This is a genomic window from Actinophytocola sp. (assembly GCF_009379765.1).
Lineage (GTDB): Bacteria > Actinomycetota > Actinomycetes > Mycobacteriales > Pseudonocardiaceae > Actinophytocola.
The window spans coordinates 21,269-39,570 of record NZ_WHTD01000021.1; the positions used below are offsets into that span (position 1 = coordinate 21,269).

The 18,302-nt window shown below is 70.1% G+C and carries 19 protein-coding genes and 3 pseudogenes; 5 read left to right on the forward strand and 17 right to left on the reverse strand.

All coding sequences use genetic code 11. The features are described 5' to 3' along the window. Positions 1-191: 191 nt before the first annotated feature. A pseudogene (locus GEV28_RS09010) lies at positions 192-305 on the reverse strand (23S rRNA (adenine(2503)-C(2))-methyltransferase RlmN); the annotation flags it as partial. An 89-nt stretch (positions 306-394) separates the two neighbouring features. On the opposite strand from GEV28_RS09010, the gene GEV28_RS09015 reads away from it, so the two are divergent. From GEV28_RS09015 to GEV28_RS09025, 3 genes and pseudogenes are all read left to right on the forward strand, one after another. Next, positions 395-1,231: a type IV toxin-antitoxin system AbiEi family antitoxin domain-containing protein gene (locus GEV28_RS09015; protein WP_291410591.1), complete on the forward strand. Its 837-nt coding sequence runs from the start codon at positions 395-397 to the stop codon at positions 1,229-1,231. Next, a pseudogene (locus GEV28_RS09020) lies at positions 1,228-1,614 on the forward strand (nucleotidyl transferase AbiEii/AbiGii toxin family protein); the annotation flags it as partial. The gene GEV28_RS09015 and the pseudogene GEV28_RS09020, both read left to right, overlap by 4 nt. Before the next feature lie 131 nt (positions 1,615-1,745). Beyond that, entirely contained in the window at positions 1,746-2,153 is a 408-nt protein-coding gene (locus GEV28_RS09025) for a nucleotidyl transferase AbiEii/AbiGii toxin family protein (RefSeq protein WP_291410593.1), read from the forward strand. Between the two features lie 7 nt (positions 2,154-2,160). Here GEV28_RS09025 and rlmN read toward each other — a convergent pair whose 3' ends face one another. After that, positions 2,161-3,264: a 23S rRNA (adenine(2503)-C(2))-methyltransferase RlmN gene (rlmN, locus tag GEV28_RS09030; RefSeq protein WP_291410595.1), complete on the reverse strand. Its 1,104-nt coding sequence runs from the start codon at positions 3,262-3,264 to the stop codon at positions 2,161-2,163. A gap of 115 nt (positions 3,265-3,379) precedes the next feature. Between rlmN and GEV28_RS09035 the strand changes: the two genes are divergently transcribed. Continuing rightward, complete coding sequence (locus GEV28_RS09035; RefSeq protein ID WP_291410597.1) at positions 3,380-4,114, forward strand: PadR family transcriptional regulator; 735 nt, start codon at positions 3,380-3,382, stop codon at positions 4,112-4,114. Here the strand turns inward: GEV28_RS09035 and GEV28_RS09040 are convergent, their stop codons facing one another. The 6 genes from GEV28_RS09040 to rpsB all read right to left on the reverse strand — a co-directional run bounded on the left by GEV28_RS09040 (position 4,115) and on the right by rpsB (position 8,965). Continuing rightward, a complete protein-coding gene (locus tag GEV28_RS09040) occupies positions 4,115-4,861 on the reverse strand; it encodes a class I SAM-dependent methyltransferase (RefSeq protein WP_291410678.1) in 747 nt (248 codons plus the stop codon). It lies immediately after the preceding gene. Positions 4,862-4,889: 28 nt separating this feature from the next. Next, positions 4,890-5,801 carry a phosphatidate cytidylyltransferase gene (locus GEV28_RS09045; RefSeq protein WP_291410600.1) on the reverse strand — a complete coding sequence of 304 codons (912 nt, stop codon included), beginning with the start codon at positions 5,799-5,801 and terminating at the stop codon, positions 4,890-4,892. A 25-nt stretch (positions 5,802-5,826) separates the two neighbouring features. Further along, complete coding sequence (gene frr, locus GEV28_RS09050) at positions 5,827-6,384, reverse strand: ribosome recycling factor (RefSeq protein ID WP_291410602.1); 558 nt, start codon at positions 6,382-6,384, stop codon at positions 5,827-5,829. Between the two features lie 32 nt (positions 6,385-6,416). Further along, positions 6,417-7,139 carry a UMP kinase gene (pyrH, locus tag GEV28_RS09055; protein WP_291410680.1) on the reverse strand — a complete coding sequence of 241 codons (723 nt, stop codon included), beginning with the start codon at positions 7,137-7,139 and terminating at the stop codon, positions 6,417-6,419. A 95-nt stretch (positions 7,140-7,234) separates the two neighbouring features. Then, positions 7,235-8,074 carry a translation elongation factor Ts gene (gene tsf, locus GEV28_RS09060; protein ID WP_291410603.1) on the reverse strand — a complete coding sequence of 280 codons (840 nt, stop codon included), beginning with the start codon at positions 8,072-8,074 and terminating at the stop codon, positions 7,235-7,237. Positions 8,075-8,116: 42 nt separating this feature from the next. Beyond that, complete coding sequence (gene rpsB / locus GEV28_RS09065; protein ID WP_291410605.1) at positions 8,117-8,965, reverse strand: 30S ribosomal protein S2; 849 nt, start codon at positions 8,963-8,965, stop codon at positions 8,117-8,119. A 397-nt stretch (positions 8,966-9,362) separates the two neighbouring features. Here rpsB and GEV28_RS09070 point away from each other — a divergent pair, with 397 nt between their 5' ends. After that, the gene (locus tag GEV28_RS09070) at positions 9,363-10,052 is read left to right on the forward strand and encodes a M23 family metallopeptidase (protein WP_367115058.1); all 690 of its coding nucleotides are present in this window, start codon (positions 9,363-9,365) and stop codon (positions 10,050-10,052) included. Between the two features lie 316 nt (positions 10,053-10,368). On the opposite strand, the pseudogene GEV28_RS09075 reads toward GEV28_RS09070, so the two are convergent. The 9 genes and pseudogenes from GEV28_RS09075 to lepB form a co-directional block, all read right to left on the reverse strand. Next, positions 10,369-10,476: pseudogene (locus tag GEV28_RS09075) on the reverse strand (IS982 family transposase); the annotation flags it as partial. A gap of 100 nt (positions 10,477-10,576) precedes the next feature. After that, complete coding sequence (locus GEV28_RS09080; RefSeq protein ID WP_291410608.1) at positions 10,577-11,416, reverse strand: FliA/WhiG family RNA polymerase sigma factor; 840 nt, start codon at positions 11,414-11,416, stop codon at positions 10,577-10,579. 52 nt (positions 11,417-11,468) lie between these two features. Then, positions 11,469-12,551, reverse strand: coding sequence for a tyrosine recombinase XerC (locus GEV28_RS09085; RefSeq protein ID WP_291410610.1), 1,083 nt, complete (start codon positions 12,549-12,551; stop codon positions 11,469-11,471). 69 nt (positions 12,552-12,620) lie between these two features. After that, positions 12,621-13,718, reverse strand: a complete 1,098-nt coding sequence (gene dprA / locus GEV28_RS09090; RefSeq protein WP_291410683.1) for a DNA-processing protein DprA — start codon at positions 13,716-13,718, stop codon at positions 12,621-12,623. Between the two features lie 359 nt (positions 13,719-14,077). After that, positions 14,078-15,592 (reverse strand): YifB family Mg chelatase-like AAA ATPase, encoded by a 1,515-nt coding sequence (locus GEV28_RS09095; protein ID WP_291410612.1) that lies wholly within the window; start codon positions 15,590-15,592, stop codon positions 14,078-14,080. After that, positions 15,592-15,975: a YraN family protein gene (locus tag GEV28_RS09100; protein ID WP_291410614.1), complete on the reverse strand. Its 384-nt coding sequence runs from the start codon at positions 15,973-15,975 to the stop codon at positions 15,592-15,594. The genes GEV28_RS09095 and GEV28_RS09100 overlap by 1 nt, the downstream gene beginning before the upstream one ends. A gap of 130 nt (positions 15,976-16,105) precedes the next feature. Next, complete coding sequence (locus tag GEV28_RS09105) at positions 16,106-16,429, reverse strand: DUF2469 domain-containing protein (protein WP_291410615.1); 324 nt, start codon at positions 16,427-16,429, stop codon at positions 16,106-16,108. Between the two features lie 70 nt (positions 16,430-16,499). Beyond that, entirely contained in the window at positions 16,500-17,282 is a 783-nt protein-coding gene (locus GEV28_RS09110) for a ribonuclease HII (RefSeq protein ID WP_291410617.1), read from the reverse strand. Continuing rightward, positions 17,279-18,295, reverse strand: coding sequence for a signal peptidase I (lepB, locus tag GEV28_RS09115; protein ID WP_291410620.1), 1,017 nt, complete (start codon positions 18,293-18,295; stop codon positions 17,279-17,281). Before lepB ends, GEV28_RS09110 begins: the two co-directional genes overlap by 4 nt. Positions 18,296-18,302: the final 7 nt, after the last annotated feature.

Below are 18,302 nucleotides of genomic sequence, written 5' to 3' on the forward strand. Positions count from 1 at the left end.
CTGGTCCGAAGTGGACATCGCGGGCCGCTGCGTCCCGGCGAAACGACAGTGACCAGTTACCGATGCCCTATCTGCATACGGCTCACGATGAACACCACGCGAACGACCACCGTCGGGCGCCGGTCCAACCCTCCGCGGCGAGCTGACCGCACGCGGCGGCGATCTCCTGCCCCCCTCGTGTCGGTGACCGTGCCCACCGTCGACACCGTCACCGAACGCTGCGAAATACCCAGACCCGACGGCGCCGGCTCAGTGATCCGGCGAACCGCCTCCACCACACGCTTGTAGTTGGCCCGCGGCTCACCCCTGGCAACAGACTTACAACTCGCTAGAGTGACAGCGTTCCTTACGCCTGAGAGCAAGGAATGCCGCTCGTAGGTGTAAGCTTTGCTGCATGGAGATGGTCCGAGCGCTTGAACTGCTCAGTGGGTACACCGCTGACCAGTGGGGCCTGGTGACCACTCGGCAGGCACTGCTGCTCGGAGTCGACGATGTCACGCTGCACCGCCTCAAGGCGGCGGGCCTGCTGGAGACAGTCCGGCGCGGAGTACACGCAGTAACCTCGTCCGTCGCGTCCGAAGCGCGCCCAGAACAAGCAGCCTGGCTGAGCCTGCGCCCCGAGATCGCGGCCTGGGAACGCCCAAAACTCGATCGAAACGGCGGCGTAATCTCTCACCAGTCAGCCGCCCGACTACATGGCCTTGGCGACCTGCCGAACACTCGCGTCGAGATGACGATTCCACGCAGACGCACGATGCGCGATCCAGGCGTCTGGCTGCGCATGGCGGAACTGACGGAGCCCGAGGTTACGGTGCTCGACGGGTTACCGGTCACCACCCCCATGCGCACGATCTGCGATCTGCTCGACCGGCATAGTGATACAAGCCACGTCGCGACCATCATCAGGCAGGCCGTGGAAGCTGGTCTGGTCCAACTCGACGAGCTACCCAAACGGATCTCACCTTATGCGCGAGGCTACGGAGCCACGCCTGGAGATGGGCCGGAACTTCTGGCCCAGCTTCTCGCACAGATCGGGCTTTCTATCCACGACCTCGCGATACGGCCTTCGGGAGTTGCTTGGGGACAGCTGAGCAAGCTCAAATGGGCAGATCTCGAGAACATGAACGTCACGTGGGGGCAACTTGCCAACGCCTCACCAGAGCTCGCTCAACGGCTGCTGCGCAGCGTGGCCGAGCAGGAACCTGCTGCCGAACCGAACGACGGAACATGACACCGAAACCGCCGCTCAATCCACAGGCTTTCACCAGTTCGCTGAAAGCTCGTGCTGCCAATACATCGAAGATCACCGGTGTTCCTACCGGCGAACTCCTGGAGCGCTACCACCATCGTCGCTTGTTGGCCCGGGTCTTCCACGCCGACAACGAGAGCTGGGTCCTCAAAGGTGGCCAAGCTCTGTTGGTGCGGTGGCCCAAGGCCCGGTACTCAACGGACATCGATCTGTTGCGAACTGTCGATGAAGCCACCGTTGACGAAGCCGTGTCCGCATTGATCACTGCGGTCTCGATGGACTGCGACGACCATTTGCGCTTCGACCACCACGACACGTCCCGCGAAACGGCTGCGAACAGACCTTCCCGGAAAGTGCGATTCAAGGTCATGTTCGGCCTCAAGCAACTGTCCATGGTGAGCGTCGACGTCGTGGTGGCCGGACTTCAGCCTCAGGGAGAAACCCTCGTCGAGCAACTAACCCCACCATTCACGTCGACTCCGGGCCGTGGCCGACGGTGCGCATATGGCCGTTGGAAGATCACGTCGCAGACAAAGTCGCGGCGATGTACGAACGCCATGGCGAGCGACTACTCCCGTCGACCAGATTCAAGGACCTGGTCGACCTGGTGCTCATCGCGAACAAGTCCTCGTTGAACGGCGCGACTACCCACGCAGCACTGCATGCGGAGGTGCGCCGACGAGAAGCCGCCGGCACTCACCTGATCCTTCCCGAAATCTTCGTCGTCCCCAGTCCCGCCTGGCCGGCCGGATATCGCGCCGAAGCCGCCAAAGCTCATGAACTACCTGTTCACTACCGGACTCTGGACGGTGCGACCACGTTGGCCAACGCATTCATCAGTCCGCTACTGCGACAAGACAGCCCTCCGGGAACGTGGGAGTTCGAGCGACGCGAGTGGAGTTGAGCTCGATTCAGCCCTCGGCGGCGAGTTGACCGCAGGCGGCGGCGATCTCCTGGCCACGGGTGTCGCGGACCGTGCACGCCACGCCGCCCTCGTTCACCCGGCGAACGAACTCCCGCTCCACCGGCTTCGGCGCAGCGTCCCACTGCGAACCCGGCGTCGGGTTCAGCGGGATCACGTTCACGTGCACCAACTGGCCCAGGTGCTTCCGCAGCCGCTTCGCCAGCAGACCCGCCCGCCACGGCTGATCATTGATATCCCTGATCAGCGCATACTCGATCGACACCCGACGCCCCGACGTGTCCGCGTAGTACCGCGCCGCCTCCAGAACCTCGTCCACCGACCAACGGTTGTTCACCGGCACCAGCGTGTTCCGCAGCTCGTCGTCCGGAGTGTGCAACGACACCGCCAGCCGCACCTGCATCTTCTCGTCCGCCAGCTTGCGGATCGCGGGAGCGAGACCCACCGTCGACACCGTCACCGAACGCTGCGAAATCCCCAGACCATTCGGCGCGGGCTCGGTGATCCGCCGAACCGCCTCCACCACACGCTTGTAGTTGGCCAGCGGCTCACCCATGCCCATGAACACGATGTTCGACAGTCGGCCCGGCTCGCCGAGGTCGCCGTCGCGCATGGCGGCCGCCGCGGCGCGGACCTGGTCGACGATCTCGGCCGTCGAGAGGTTGCGTTGCAGGCCGCCCTGGCCCGTCGCGCAGAACGGGCACGCCATGCCGCAGCCGGCCTGGCTCGACACGCACAGCGTCACCCGGTCCGGGTAGCGCATGAGCACGCTCTCGAGCAGCGTGCCGTCGTGCGCGCGCCACAGGGTCTTGCGCGTGGCGTCGTCGTCGCAGCTGATGTGGCGGACCGGCGACAGCAGCGGCGGCAGCAGGGTCTCGGCGAGCCGGCCCCGGCTGGCGGCCGGGATGTCGGTCATCAGGTCCGGGTCGGCGGTCAGCCGGGCGAAGTAGTGGTGGGAGAGCTGGTTGGCGCGGAACGGCTTCTCCCCCAGCTCGGTCACCGCCGCACGCCGCTCATCGGCGGACATGTCGGCGAGGTGGCGAGGCGGGAGGCCGCGGCGCGGCGCGTCGAAGACGAGGGGAAGTGCGGTCATAACCCGTTCATTCTCCCATGCCGCCGATTGAGGGAATGCCGTTGCATCGCGATACGTTCCGATATATCGTCAACGTATCGCGATACCACGCGATGCCCACAGGGAGGAACTGATCATGCGTCCATCATTCGGACATCGAGAACATCACCATCGCGGGCGGCCCGACTTCGGCGCCCCGCACGAGGCCTTCGGGCCGGAGGACCTCGGGGCCTTCACCCCGCCGCAGGCACACGGGCCGTTCCCGCCGCCACCGCCGCAACCGCCGTTCGGGCCCTGGCCCGGCATGCCGGGGTTTCCCGGCTTCCCTGGCGGACCGGCCGGACGCCGCGGCGGGGGTCGGCGGCGCGGCGGCCCCGGGGGTGGCCGGCGCAGCAGGCGCGGCGACGTCCGGGCGGCGATCCTCGCCCTGCTCGCCGAACGGCCGATGCACGGCTACGAGATGATCCAGGAGATCACCGAGCGCAGCGGCCAGATCTGGCGTCCCAGCCCCGGCTCGGTCTACCCGACGCTACAGCTGCTCGCCGACGAGGGCCTTGTCTCCAGCACCGAGGGCAGCGGCGGCAAACGTCGCTTCGAGCTCACCGAGGAAGGCCGCGCGGCCGCCGAGAAGCACGCCACCGCGCCGCCCTGGGAGGAGATCGCCCAGGACATCGACCCGCACGACGTGAGTCTGCACAACGCGATCGGCCAGCTCATGGGCGCCACGATGCAGGTCGCGCACGCGGCCACGGACAGCCAGAAGCAGCGCGCGATCGAGGTGCTCAACGAGGCTCGCCGGGAGGTCTACGCCATCCTCGGCGAGGTCGAGCCGCCCGCCGTCCCCGACGACGAGGAGGAAGAAGAGGACTGATCAGGGCCTGAGCAGTCCGGTCGGCTTGCGCCGGTGCAACACCCGGTAGCCGACCGGCAGGCTCAGGCCCACCACCTCGGCGATCGCCCGCGCGGCGACCCGCGCGGAGAACTCGATCCGCAGCACCGCGGCCAGGTCGGCGCGGTCGGCGAACCGCCAGACCGTCTCGACCTGCCGGGCGGTGAACCCCGTGAGGTCGAAGAACGTGTCGACCTCGACGGTGTCGTAGCCGGGCATGTCCGCGCGCATCCAGTCGCCGTAGGGCTTGTGCCGCACGTCGAGATCGACGATCACCAGCAACCCGCCGGGGCGCAGCACCCGGTCCGCCTCGGCGAGCCCCGGCTCACAACCGGGGCCGAAGAAGTACGCGGTCCGCGCGTGCACGAGGTCCACGCTCGCGTCCGGAAGTGGCAGCCGCTGCGCCGAACCGGTCAGCACCTCGACGGTGGCCAGCTCGAGCACCCGGGCGCGAGCGCGGCGGACCAGCGGCAGGTGCGGCTCGACGCCGACGACCCGGCGCGCGGTCGCGGCGAAGCGAGGCAGGTGGAAGCCGTCACCGCAGCCGATGTCGACCACGTCCTGGCCGGTCCAGTCGACGAGCCCGGCGAGCATCCGCCAGACGTCGCCGTCCACGTCCTGCGCCGTGTTCTCGATCTCGTAGACGTCGGGCCAGTGCCAGATGTTCGGGCTCGGCAGCGTGTCCACCCCGCGCCGGACCGCGGCGAGCCGCTCGCGCGCCCGCGACATCATTCCCACATCCACCAGCAAACCAGGCTCAGTGCGGCACGAACAGGCGCAACAGCAGCCAGGACACCACCGCGGACGGCAGCAGCGAGTCGAGCCGGTCCATGAGCCCGCCGTGGCCGGGCAGCAGGTGGCCCATGTCCTTGATCTTGAGGTCGCGTTTGACCAACGACTCGACCAGGTCGCCGCTGGTGGCGGTGCACACCAGCGCGGCGCCGAACAGCGCGCCGTGCCACCACTGCCCGTCCAGCAGGAGCGTGACCGACAGGACGCCGGCGGCGATGCCCGCGACCATCGACCCGGCGAAGCCCTCCCAGGACTTCTTCGGGCTGATGACCTTGGCCATCGGGTGCTTGCCGAACCACACGCCCGCAGCGAACCCGCCGGTGTCCGAGCAGACCACCAGGATCATGAAGCACAGCACCCGCGCCGCGCCGTCCTCGGGCACCACGAGCATCGCCGCGAACGACGCCATCAGCGGCACGTACGCCGCCGAGAGCACCGACGCGCCGAGGTCGCGCACGTAGTCCTCGACGCCGCCACGAAAGCGCCACACCATGCACGCGAGCACCGTGAGCACGAACGCGGCGATCAGCCCGTTGCGCCCGAACGGCCAGGACAGCCACACCATCGCCTGCCCGCCGACCAGCACCGGCGGCAGCGTGACCCGGATGTCCGCCGCCCGCTTGAGCGCGCCGGCCAGCTCGTAGGTGCCGATCGCGACGGCCACCGCGACCACGCCGACGAAGATCTGCCGCACGGTCAGCAACGACACAAGTACGGCGGCGCCGAGCACCAGGGCGACGGCGATCGAGACCGGCACGTTGCGCCCGGCGCGCGAAGGCGCCACGGCGGCGCCACCGGTCGTCACACTGCTCCCCTCGGTCGGCTCAGGCTGTTCCGCGGCCGCACCGGCCACGTCACCGGGTAGGTCACTGGGCATGTCGCTCGTCACTTGGTCGAACGTCTCAGACGTCGAGCAGCTCGGCTTCCTTGTGCTTGACCAGCTCCTCGACCTGCGTGACGTACTTGTCGGTGACGTGCTGGAGCTCCTTCTCCGCGCGGCCGACCTCGTCCTCGCCCGCCTCGCCGTCCTTGGCGATGCGGTGCAGCTCCTCGTTGGCCTTGCGGCGCACGTTGCGGATGGAGATCTTGGCGTCCTCGCCCTTGTTCTTGGCCACCTTGACCATCTCGCGGCGGCGTTCCTCGGACAGCTGCGGGATCACCACGCGGATGATCGTGCCGTCGTTGGACGGGTTGACCCCCAGGTCGGAGTCGCGGATCGCCCGCTCGATCGCGTTCAGCTGGCTCATGTCGTAGGGCTTGACGATCGCCATCCTGGCCTCGGGGATGCTGACCCCGGCGACCTGGTTGAGCGGCGTCGAGGCGCCGTAGTAGTCGACGACGATGCGCGAGAACATCCCCGGGTTCGCGCGGCCGGTGCGAACCGTGCCGAGCTCCTCCTTGGCCACCGACACGGCCTTTTCCATCTTCTCCTCGGCGTCGAGGAGTGTCTCGTCGATCAAAGCTGCTCCTGTTGTTGTCTCCCCGGCCGCTGTCAGGGAGTGCTGACGACCGTGCCGATCCTCTCACCACGCACCGCACGCGCGATGTTCCCCTCGACCAACAGGTTGAAGACGATGATCGGCATGTTGTTGTCCATGCACAGGCTGAACGCCGTCGCGTCGGCGACCGCCAGGCCCCGCTCGAGCACCTCGCGGTGGGTGATGCGCTCGAACTTCTTCGCGTCCGGGGTCGTCTTGGGGTCGGCGGTGTAGACCCCGTCGACCGACTTGGCCATGAGCACGACCTCGCAGCCGATCTCCAGCGCGCGCTGGGCGGCGGCGGTGTCGGTGGAGAAGTAGGGCATGCCGACGCCGCCGGCGAAGATGACGACCCGCCCCTTCTCCAGGTGCCGCTCGGCGCGCCGCGGGATGTAGGGCTCGGCGACCTGGCCCATCGTGATCGCGGTCTGGACCCGGGTGTCGATGCCGAGCTTCTCGAGGAAGTCCTGCAGCGCCAGGCAGTTCATGACGGTACCGAGCATGGCCATGTAGTCGGCCCGGTCGCGGTCCATGCCCCGCTGGGAGAGCTCCGCGCCGCGGAAGAAGTTGCCGCCGCCGATGACGACGGACACCTGCACGCCGTCGCGCACGACCTCGGCGATCTGGCGGGCCACGGTCTGCACCACGTCGGGGTCGACGCCCACCTCGCCGCCACCGAACATCTCGCCACCGAGCTTGAGCAACACTCTGCGGAACCCGTGTCCAGGGCCTTCCATCACGACGTTCTCCCTCGCGTGCTGTGACTACAGGACTGTGCCCCGCCCTCGGCGATAGCGAGGGCGGGGCACCGCCTGGGATCCGGGTTCCGGGATCAGGACTGGCCGATCTCGAACCTGGCGAACCGGGTGACCGTGACGCCAGCACCGTCGAGCAGGGCCTTGACGGTCTTCTTGGAGTCCTGCACGGAGGACTGCTCGAGGAGCACGGCGTCCTTGTAGAAGCCGTTGACCCGACCCTCGACGATCCTGGGCAGCGCCTGCTCCGGCTTGCCCTCCTCGCGTGCGGTCTCCTCGGCGATCCGCCGCTCGGTGGCGATGACGTCCTCGGGGATCTCGTCCCGGGTGACGTAACGCGGCTTCATCGCGGCGATCTGCATGGCCGCCCCGCGCGCCGCCTCGGCAGTGGCATCGGCAGTGGCATCGGAGCCGTCGCCGGTGAACTCGACCAGCACACCGACGGTGGGCGGCAGGTCGGGGTCGCGGCGGTGCAGGTAGGTGGCGACCGGTCCGTCGTACGCGACCACCCTGCGCAGCTCCAGCTTCTCACCGATCTTGGCGGACAGCTCCTGCACGGCGTCGGTGACCGTCTTGCCGTCCAGGTCGGCGTTCGCCAGCGCGTCGACATCGGCCGGCTTGACGGCCTTGGCGACCTCGATGACCTGGTTGGCAAGGCCCTGGAAGTCGGCGTTCTTGGCGACGAAGTCGGTCTCGCAGTTCAGCTCGACCATGACGCCGCCGTCCGCGGCGACCAGGCCGTTGGCCGTGGTGCGCTCGGCCCGCTTGCCGACATCCTTGGCGCCCTTGATACGCAAGATCTCGACCGCCTTGTCGAAGTCGCCGTCGGCCTCGTCGAGGGCCTTCTTGCAGGCCATCATGCCGGCGCCGGTGAGCTCACGGATCCGCTTGACGTCGGCCGTGGTGTAGTTAGCCATCGTGGCTCTATCCATCCTTCTTTCGGTATGTGCGCGCTTGGTTCAGGACTCGCTCGGCGCCTCGGCCGGCTTGGCCGGAGCCTCGGCGCCACCACCGGCGGGGGCGTTCTGCCCGACCAGCAGCTCCTGCTCCCACTCGGGCAGCGGCTCGGCGGTGGCGACGGCCGGCTTGTCCTCGCCGTCCGGCACACCGTTGCGCACGCCGGCGCGGGCCATCAGACCGGCGGCCGCGGCCTCGGCCACGACCTTGGTCAGCAGTGCGGCGGAGCGGATCGCGTCGTCGTTGCCCGGGATCGGGTAGTCGACCTCGTCCGGGTCGCAGTTGGTGTCGAGGATCGCGACGACCGGGATGTTGAGCTTGCGCGCCTCGCCGACGGCGATGTGCTCCTTCTTGGTGTCGACGATCCACACCGCGGAAGGGACCTTCGCCATGTCGCGGATACCGCCCAGGGTCCGCTCGAGCTTGTCCTTCTCGCGGGTGAGCATCAGGATCTCCTTCTTGGTGAGACCCTGGAAGCCACCGGTCTGCTCCATCGACTCCAGCTCCTTGAGGCGCTGGAGACGCTTGTGCACGGTGGAGAAGTTGGTGAGCATGCCGCCCAGCCAGCGCTGGTTGACGAAGGGCATCCCGACCCGGAGCGCCTCGTTGGCGATCGCTTCCTGGGCCTGCTTCTTGGTGCCCACGAACAGGATCGAGCCACCGTGCGCGACGGTCTCCTTGATGAACTCGTACGCGCGCCCGATGTAGGACAGCGTCTGCTCGAGGTCGATGATGTAGATGCCGTTGCGCTCGGTGAGGATGTAGCGCTTCATCTTCGGGTTCCACCGGCGGGTCTGGTGCCCGAAGTGCACACCGGAGTCGAGCAACTGCTTCATGGTGACGACGGCCATGGCCTGCTTCGCACCTCTTCTGTCTGCGCGCCGGGTGTCCGCCTCGACGCGATGTCGGTTGTCGCTCCCTCTGCGTTTTGCGAGGTCGCCCTGGTGTCAGTGCCGACAGCCGGACCCAACACAACGTCGTTGCCTCAGGACCGCCGGATGCCGCTGATCGCCGCTCTCGCCGCGACTGGTGCACTGGCACGCGAAGTCGATCCGTGTTCCCACGGACCGCGTCTGGCAGTCTACGCTGTTCGGGGCGCCTGCCTTCGACCAGGCCACCCCTGCGCTGCCAGTTATCCACAACCCATCCGGTTGTCCACAGATTCCCCTCGCCTCGCACCCGCCACGGGCCCCTCCCGGCAGGGTTGACGGCATGCACCCGCACCCACCCGCTCCCCCGAGTCCCCGCATGTCCACCGTCGTGCTCGCCCTGGTCGCGGGCTTCGCGTCGGTTGTCGCGCCACCGCTGTTCGGCGTGGCCTCCGCGCCGACCCGCCCTGCCGTGGCCTTGCCGGGCACCTCACCGGAGCCGGCGCGAGGCTCGGCCGGGTCGGCCGACGCCGCGGTGAGCTCAGCCGGGTCGGTCGCGGTGGCCGAGGCGAGCTCCGCGGTACCGCGGGCCGGACCGCCGGCTCCGTCGGCTTCTTCGGCGCGGCAGCCGAACACGCCGGCCGAGCGGTTCGGGTGGCCGCTCGCGCCACCGCACCCGGTGGTGCGCCCGTTCCAGGCGCCGTCCTCGCCGTACGGGCCCGGCCATCGCGGCGTCGACCTCGGCGGGTCGACGGGCGAGCCGGTGCTGGCCGCGGCGGCCGGCGTGGTGGTGTTCGCGGGCGACCTCGCCGGGCGGGGCGTGGTGTCGGTCGACCATCCGAACGGCCTGCGCACCACCTACGAGCCGGTGGCTCCCGCGGTCGAGGCCGGTCAGCGGGTGGCGGCCGGCGCGGTGCTCGGCCACCTGCGCCCGGGCCATCTCGGGTGCACGGGTGCGCCGGCGTGCCTGCACTGGGGTGTGCGACGCGGCGAGGAGTACCTGGACCCGCTCGCGCTGGTGTCCACCACGGGACGAGTGCGGCTACTGCCGTGGAAGGAGGAGAGCTAGACCAACAAGTCCCAACTGGTCAGTGGTGGTCGTAGGCGAGCGGTGAGCGGGTGATGGGATGGCCGGTGGCGCGGTTGTGTCAGATCGCGGCAGTCAGGGTGAGCAGGCGTTGGGCGATCGGCGAGGTGGGCGTCGGGCTCCGCAGCCGTTGTCGGTGCTGATCAGCCGGGCGTGGGTGCTCGAGCAGGACGGACGGGTCGTGGTCGAGGGTCGTCATGATGACGTGGCGTTCGTCGGGTTCGGGGTGGCCGGTGCCCAGGTGATCGGGAGCCCGGCCGGGGTGCGGATCGGGCGCGGGCGCAGGTCCCCGGAGGCAGCGTGCGTGGCTGGCGCGGTAGCCGTAGCCGGCCCGGCCGGCGAGTTCGGATCGCGTGGCGGCTTCGCGGGAACGACCGCATTGGACCGGGGTGGAGTCGACCACCCGGGATCGGCGCCGGGGTAGATGACGGGGCAGGAACGGCGAGGGTTCGTCCTCAGGCACCCACCCAGACTTGGGACTTACTCGTCCAGGAGGAGCTGACGGATCAGACCTCGGTCTTCTCGAGCAGCTTCGCGCGCAGCCGCAGCACCGCCCTGGTGTGCAGCTGGCAGACCCGCGACTCGGTGACCCCGAGGACCCGGCCGATCTCCGCGAGGGTCAGGTTCTCGAAGTAGTACAGGGTCACCACGACCCGGTCCCGCTCGGTGAGGTGCGCGATCGCCTCGGCGAGCTGGCGGCGGTTGTCCTGGTCGACCAGCAGCGCGACGGGGTCGAGCGCCTCCGGGTCCTCGAGGATGTCGGCGAGCGGGGTGGAGCCGCGCCCGGCCGCGGCCAGCTCGTCCAGCGCGACCACGCTGGTGAGCTGCAGCTGGGCGTAGACCTCGCTGAGCTCGGCGACACTCAGGCCGAGCTCGTCGGCCAGCTCGGCGTCGGTGGGTGTGCGGCGCAGCTGGGCACCGAGGCGCTCCAGCGCGCGCTCGACCTCGCGGGCCCGGCCACGGACCGATCGCGGCACCCAGTCCTGGGCACGCAGGTCGTCGAGGATGGCGCCGCGGATGCGCTGCATCGCGTAGGTCTCGAACTTGAGGCCGCGCTCGGGCTCGAACTTCTCGATGGCGTCGACCAGGCCGAAGATGCCCGACTGGATCAGGTCGGCCACCTCGACGTGTGCCGGCAGACCCGTGCCGACCCGCCCGGCGACGTACTTGACCAGCGGCGCGTAGTGCAGCACGAGGCGGTCGCGCAGCCGCTGCTCGCGCCGCTCGCCGAAGGTGCGCCACAACGCGACGATGCCCGCCTCGACGTCGTCGAAGGTGCGCTGGTCACCGGGAAGCACGCCGGCGGTCTCGCCGACACCGAACGTCACGGCATGCCCGTTGGTCACCGCTGCCGGCGTGCCGGTGGGCGGCCCCGGTTTCCCCGATCCTTCTCCAGGATCATCGGGAGCGTGGGTGGGCTCGGTCATGGATTGCCTTCAGCCGTTCGACGGTCACGTGTGTGTATAGCTGGGTGGTAGCGAGCGTAGCGTGACCAAGAAGTTCCTGGACGCTGCGAAGATCCGCACCACCTTCGAGCAAATGCGTCGCGGCGGAGTGACGCAGCCCATGTGGCCCCATGACGGGAGCACCCGGAACCGCACCCAGCGCTCCGTGCACGATACGTCGAACGCTGGCGGGTTGGAACCGGCCACCGCGCGCACCCAGCAGGAGTGCAGGTGGCGACATCGGTCGCGCCAGTGCCGGTCTACCGTGCGCCAACCACTCCCGCACGGCCCGCGCGGCCGGCTCGCCGAACGGCACGGTGCGCTCCTTGGCGCCCTTGCCGAGCACCACCACGACCCTCCGGTCAAGGTCGACATCGGCCACGTCGAGCCCGCTCAGCTCGGACACCCGTACCCCGGTCGCGTACAGCAGTTCGAGCAACGCGTGGTCACGCAGAGCAATCGCGTCCTGCTCCTTGGCGCCCGACTCGGACGCCTGCAGCAGATCGCTCGCCTGGTCCTGCCGAAGCACCGACGGCAACGTCCGGTGCGGCCGCGGCGACGCCAGCCGCGCGCCCGGGTCGGTGGCCAGGTGTCCGCGCCGGTGCGCCCAGGCGGTGAACGTGCGCGCCGCCGCCGACCGGCGCGCGAGCGTGGTCCGGCTGACCCCACCGGTCCGCAGCGCGGCGAGCCACGCCCGCAGCACCTGGAGGTCCAGCGCCTCGAGCCCGCGCCCGCTGCCCGAGCCGCCCGCGCCGCTTGTGCCCGCGGTGTTCGAGGCCGCACGACTCGAGGCCGCGCCGCTCGTGCCGGCGCTGTTCGAGGCGTCGACGGTGTCGATGACCGGGAGTCCGTGCAGGAACCCGAGCACGGACACGACATCGCCCACGTAGGCCCGCACGGTGTGCGGGGACAGGCCACGTTCGAGCGCGAGGTGCCGTTCGTAGGCGAGCACGACCTCGCGGACCAATGGCGGCAGCTCGTCCCGGACCCGGTGGAGATCGACCCGTTTCCGGCGAGCGGCGGAGTGACCAGGCACGTCCGCGACGCTGCGCCATGACAGGGGACCGAGTCAAGCACCGCCACGCCGCGTTGTTCCCCCGCGGAATCATGAGCCCGGCGCTTGGCGCCATCCCTCCTCACATCGTTCGGCGAGCCCGGTGAGCTCCAGTTCGGGCAGGAGCGCGCGAACCCGATCGAGCGACACCCCGGACTCGACGGCGACCTGGGCGGTGCTCCGCGCCGCCCGCCGGTGGAGGGCCTCGTAGACGCGGAGGGCGGCTTCGCCGAGCCCGTCGGTATGGCGGCGTGGTCCGTCGGGCCGGTCGACCAGGTGCTCGCCGACAGGGCCGACGGCTTCGAGAATCTCGGCCACCGAGCCGGCGAGGAGCGCGCCACCGGTGCGGAGGAGGTCGTGGCAGCCGACGGACATCGCGGACGTGATCGGCCCCGGCACGGCGAGCACGACCTTGCCGAGGCCGGCTGCCGTGGTGGCCGTGTTGCGCGCGCCGCTTCGCACGCCGGCCTCGACCACGACGGTGCCCGAGGAGAGGGCCGCGATCAGCCGGTTGCGTACCAGGAAGCGGTACTTGGCCGGTGTTGTGCCGGGTGGGTACTCGCTGAGCACGAGGCCGCGGTCGGCGATCCTGTCGAGCAGCGTCGTGTGGCCGGCCGGGTACGCGTGGTCGACACCGCAACCGAGGACCGCGACGGTGACCCCGTCGGCACTGAGCGCGCCGCGGTGAGCCGAGCCGTCGATGCCGTACGCGGCCCCCGACACGACGGTCATGCCCGCGGCGGCCAGCCCGTACCCGACCTCGGTGGCCACGTGCTCGCCGTAGCTGGTGGCCGACCGTGCCCCGACGACCGACACCGCGCGGTCGAACATGTCCGCCATCGAGGCCGTGCCGCGCGCCCAGAGCCCGAGCGCGGAGCCGGCCCACCGCTGCCCGCGGTCGGACGCGGCGGACAGGCACAGCAACTGCCAGCCCGGCCACTCCTCGTCCTCGGGGATGACCAGCCGCGCACCCAAGTGCGCGGCGTCTGCCAAGTCGCTCTCGGCGAGATCGAGATGCCGCCGCGAGGATGTCTCGGCAAGCACCGCGGAGGAGACCTCGGCGGCACGCACCCTCGCCGCGGCGGCCACCGGCCCGACCGTGTCCACGAAGCCGAGCAGCGCCGTGGCCGGCGGCTCGGCGACCCGCATGAGGTAGGCCCTGGCGAGCCGGAGCTCCTCGCCGAAGGGCTGGGTCGCGTCGGGCGCCGCGGTCGGCTCCGACGGCCGGGAGGTCGAGCTCGTGACGCCGCCCGGCTCGCCGGGCCCGCCGTCCGCGGGACCGGGCACCGGCGGCTGGCCGGTGACGGCGCATCGGGTGGCCAGGACGTGCTCCGCGACACCGGCGGCGGACCGGGCACCGGGGCTGGGCGCTCGCGGCTCCTCGGAGTGTGCCGCGGCGGTCGCTTCGACCGACGTCTCCCCCATGGGCGACTCGGGTGGGGTGCGTACGGCGCAACAGGTGGTGCGGAGGTGCTCGGCGGTCGTGGTCGGGGTGGGGTCGGTGGTGGTCATGCGGCTCTCCGGTCGCGGAACTCGAGGGCGGCGGCAAGGTGGTCGGCTTCTGGGTGGTCCGCCTCTGCGAGGTCGCTCAGGGTCCAGGCGACTCGGAGGCACCGGTCGGCGCCCCGCGCGGTGACGGCACCGGTGTCGAGGCCGTGGTCGAGCAGGGCGGTTGCCTTGCGGGGTAACGCGAACTCGCGGCGGAGGATCGGGCCCGGGGCCTGGGCGTTGGTGTGCCAGCCGTACTCGTGCCACCGTTCCGCCGCTCGCTGCCGGGCCTTGTCGACCCTGGCGCGGACCTCCGCGGTGGACTCCGGGGTGACGATGTCGGCGCGCGACATCGCGGTGATCGGGCGCGTGCGGACTCTCAGGTCGACGCGGTCGAGGAGCGGACCGGACAGGCGGTTCATGTATCGGCGCTTCTCATACGGGGAGCACGTGCAGTCGAACTCGCGCGCGGGCGCGCACGGACACGGGTTGGTGGCCATGACGAGTTGGAAGTTGGCCGGGTAGCGGGCCACCCCGTCCCTTCTGGCGAGCCTGATCTCTCCCTCCTCGAGCGCGGTTCGCAGTGCTTCCAAGCGGCTGACCGAAAACTCGGAGACTTCATCCATGAACAGCACGCCGTGGTGGGCGTGGCTTATCGCGCCCGGCTTGGCCATCCCCGCGCCACCACCGATGAGGCCGGGCACCGACGTGGAGTGGTGCGGCGCCACGAACGGGGCGGTGGTGATCAATGGGGAGTCCTGCGCCAACGAACCGGCGATCGAGTGGATCGCGGTGACCTCCAGCGCCTGTTCGTCGGTCAGCGGGGGCAGGAGGCCGGGGAGGCGCCTGGCCAGCATCGTCTTGCCCGTACCCGGTGGGCCGGTGAGCAGCAGGTGATGTCCGCCCGCCGCCGCCACCTCGAGCGCCCAACGGGCTTCCGGCTGACCTATGACGTCGATCAGGTCGGGGATCTCGGCGGCGGTGGAGGCTTGGCGGGATCCGGGATGCCGGCGCAGGTCGGACCCGCCCCGGAGCCACGACAGGACGTCGAGGAGGGTGTCCGCCGCGCGCACCTCCACGCCGGTGACCAACGCCGCCTCGGGCAATGCCTGGACCGGGACCACCGCGCGGCGCAGGCCGGCGCGGCGGGCCGCGAGAAGGCCCGGAAGCACGCCGCGAACCGGGCGGATGCGGCCGTCGAGAGCAAGCTCGCCGAGGAGTGCCAAGCCCGCCAGGACGTCCGGCGGTACGCGGTTGGCCGCGGCCAGCACGGCGCATGCCAGCGCCAGGTCGTAGCCGGAGCCGCCCTTGGGCAGGGCAGCCGGGGACAGCGCGAGGGTCACGAGCTCGCCGGGCCATTCCTCGTGGCTGTTGCGGATGGCGGCGCGGACGCGTTCCTTGGCCTCGTTGAGGGAGGCGTCGGGGAGGCCGACGATCTGGGTGCGTGGCCGGCCGCCGCCGATGTCGGCCTCGATCTCGACGGCCACACCGTCGACGCCGAACAGGGCGACCGACCACGCACGGGCCAGCGGCATCAGAACGCACCCTTCAGGTGCTGGATGCGCGGTACCTCGCCGCGGGGCCAGACGATCGAGATGATGTCGAAGCGTTCTCGGCACCAGCCGATGTGGTGCGTCGTTCGCCAGCGTCTCGACAGGCGGCGGATTCGGTTGGCCTTCTCGTCGGTCACCGCTTCCGTGGGGTGGCCGTAGTTGGTGCTGGTGCGGGTCTTGACCTCGCAGACGATCAAGGTTCGGCGGTCCGTGGCGATGAGGTCCAGCTCGCCTTCCGGGCAGCGCCAGTTGCGTGCCAGGACCACCAGGCCTTGGCTCTCCAGGTAGCGCGCCGCCAGCGTCTCGCCGCGATCGCCCGTGCGTAGGTGCGGGGCCGTCGGGTGTGGGGTCGGGTCAGCCGTCATGGCTTCGACGTTCCCGGGTGGGGGCGGGGGGTGCCACCGGGAGGGCGCCAACTGTGGACAGGTGGGCGAGTTGTGGACAACCGGGGGCGAGGGGTGCGCTGTCGGCAGGGACTGTCGGATGGGCGTGGTATCAGGCGCCGAACGGGCCCTCTTCGGGCAGCCGGAGCTCCGGCTTGTCGAGCTCCTCGACGTTGACGTCCTTGAACGTGATCACCCTGACGTTCTTGACGAACCGCGCCGGCCGGTACATGTCCCAGACCCAGGCGTCGGACATCCGCACCTCGAAGTACACCTCGCCGTCGGAGTCGCGCACCTGCACGTCGACCCCGTTGGCCAGGTAGAACCGGCGCTCGGTCTCCACCACGTAGGAGAACTGGCTGACGATGTCGCGATACTCGCGATAGAGCTGGAGCTCCATCTCGGTCTCGTACTTCTCGAGATCCTCCGCACTCATGACTCCCCCTCGCAGGCTCGGTCGAGCCGCTCGCGGTCGCCCTGTGTCATTGACTCGCTCGCAAGCTCGCTCATGCGGTAACGCGTTCCTCGGGATCGACGGGGGTGGATCCCCCATTCTGAACCACGGCGGCCGCGGCCACACTCAAGGCCACCGGATGTGGTGCGCGCAGCCCGTGCGCCAGCCCCGCCGCGGCCACGTTCACGAACGACCACCGGTGCACGTCACTCGGCCCGTGGTCGGCCAGCGCGGCACTGTGCACGCCGGTGCAGTAGCCCTTGTGCTCGTCGAACCCGTACATCGGCAGGTCCTCGTGCAGCCCGGTCATGATCCGGTCCCGGGTGACCTTGGCGAGCACGGACGCCGCCGCCACGCAGGCCACCGCCTGGTCGCCCTTGATCACCGGCATGCTCGGCGCCGTGAGGCCCGGCACGCGGAAACCGTCCACCAGCACGTACCCAGGATGCGTCGTCAACCGGGCGACCGCACGTCGCATGCCCTCGATGTTGGCCACGTGCACGCCCCTGAGGTCGACCTCCTCGACCGGCACGACGACCACCGCGTAGTCGACGGCCCGGCGGACGACCAGGTCGAACATCCGGTCCCGGGCGGCGGCGGTGAGCAGCTTGGAGTCGGTGAGACCCTCGAACCGGGCGGCGTCACCCGGCTTCAGCACGCACGACGCGACGACCAACGGCCCGGCACAGGCACCGCGACCGGCCTCGTCGACGCCGGCCACCGGGCCGAGGCCGCGCCTGTCGAGCGCGGACTGCAGGCCCCATTTGCCCGAGTCACGCCGCACCACCGCCCGCGGCGGCCGGGACTCCAGCCAGTCGAGTTGGGCCGACGTCACGGTTTGTCTCCCGCGGATCTCGCAGCACCGGTGGACCTCAGCGCGGTACGCACCCGCCTGCCCAGCCACAACGCCGGCCACGCGGCCACGAGCCCCACACCGAGCGGCGTGCCGTACCGGACCGCCGCCGCCACCGCCGCGGCGGTCTGCGGGTCGTGGTCGCCGACGCCCTGCCACCGCGACGGTGGCAGCACGATGACGCGCACCTTGCCGATGACATTGTCCACCGGCACGAGGCCGTTGACGCCGCCCCCACCCTGGTATCGCGAGTCGCTCGAGTTGTTCCGGTTGTCCCCCATCACGAACATCATCCCGTCCGGCACGGTGATAGGCGCGAACGGGGCCTGGGTCGGCGGCATGGTGGGCGTCCAGTAGACGTAGGGCTCGTCGAGTGGCTTGCCGTCGACCAGCACATGGTCGTCGTCGCAGCACTCGACGCGCTGGCCGCCGACCGCGATGATCCGCTTCACCACGTCGTCCTCGTCGGGCGAAGCGAGGCCGAACGCGGCGCCGACACCCTGCAGCCACGACACGAACCCGTTGCTGGACCGGTTGGACTGGAACTCCGACTGGTTCCAGGTGCCCGGCCGCTCGAACACCACGACCTCGCCCGGCTCCGGGTCGCCGAAGGTGTAGACGAGCTTGTCGACCAGCACGCGGTCGCCGTAGCAGCCGGAGCAGCCGTGCAGCGTCTGCTCCATCGACTCGGACGGGATCACGAACACCCGGGCGAGGAAGGTCTGGATGAGCAGCGCGAGGAGCAGCGCGACCCCGATGAGGATCGGCAGTTCCTTCCAGAACGACCGCGGCTTCTTGGCCTTCTTGCGGGACTTCCGGGAGGACCCGGACTCGGTGTCGGCGCCCGACTCGGCGCCGGAGTCCGCGGGCCCGGAGTCCGCGGGCTCGGTGGCGGACCCCGCCGTGGCGTCCGCGTCGCCGTCCTTCTGCTCGGTAGGCCGGTCCCCTTCGTCCTCGTTGTCTTTGCTGCTTCCGGAATGTGCGACGTCGACCACGCGTGCA

Excerpts from the sequence above, each read along its gene's own strand:
- rlmN (WP_291410595.1), bottom strand. The coding sequence starts at position 3,264 with ATGACCGCACTTCCCCTCGTCTTCGACGCGCCGCGCCGCGGCCTCCCG.
- GEV28_RS09070 (WP_367115058.1), top strand. The coding sequence starts at position 9,363 with ATGTCCACCGTCGTGCTCGCCCTGGTCGCGGGCTTCGCGTCGGTTGTC.
- GEV28_RS09035 (WP_291410597.1), top strand. The coding sequence starts at position 3,380 with ATGCGTCCATCATTCGGACATCGAGAACATCACCATCGCGGGCGGCCC.
- GEV28_RS09100 (WP_291410614.1), bottom strand. The coding sequence starts at position 15,975 with ATGACGGCTGACCCGACCCCACACCCGACGGCCCCGCACCTACGCACG.
- GEV28_RS09015 (WP_291410591.1), top strand. The coding sequence starts at position 395 with ATGGAGATGGTCCGAGCGCTTGAACTGCTCAGTGGGTACACCGCTGAC.
- GEV28_RS09105 (WP_291410615.1), bottom strand. The coding sequence starts at position 16,429 with ATGAGTGCGGAGGATCTCGAGAAGTACGAGACCGAGATGGAGCTCCAG.
- GEV28_RS09095 (WP_291410612.1), bottom strand. The coding sequence starts at position 15,592 with ATGCCGCTGGCCCGTGCGTGGTCGGTCGCCCTGTTCGGCGTCGACGGT.
- pyrH (WP_291410680.1), bottom strand. The coding sequence starts at position 7,139 with ATGGAAGGCCCTGGACACGGGTTCCGCAGAGTGTTGCTCAAGCTCGGT.
- GEV28_RS09045 (WP_291410600.1), bottom strand. The coding sequence starts at position 5,801 with ATGCCCAGTGACCTACCCGGTGACGTGGCCGGTGCGGCCGCGGAACAG.
- dprA (WP_291410683.1), bottom strand. The coding sequence starts at position 13,718 with ATGCGGGTCGCCGAGCCGCCGGCCACGGCGCTGCTCGGCTTCGTGGAC.
- tsf (WP_291410603.1), bottom strand. The coding sequence starts at position 8,074 with ATGGCTAACTACACCACGGCCGACGTCAAGCGGATCCGTGAGCTCACC.
- rpsB (WP_291410605.1), bottom strand. The coding sequence starts at position 8,965 with ATGGCCGTCGTCACCATGAAGCAGTTGCTCGACTCCGGTGTGCACTTC.
- GEV28_RS09040 (WP_291410678.1), bottom strand. The coding sequence starts at position 4,861 with ATGTCGCGGGCGCGCGAGCGGCTCGCCGCGGTCCGGCGCGGGGTGGAC.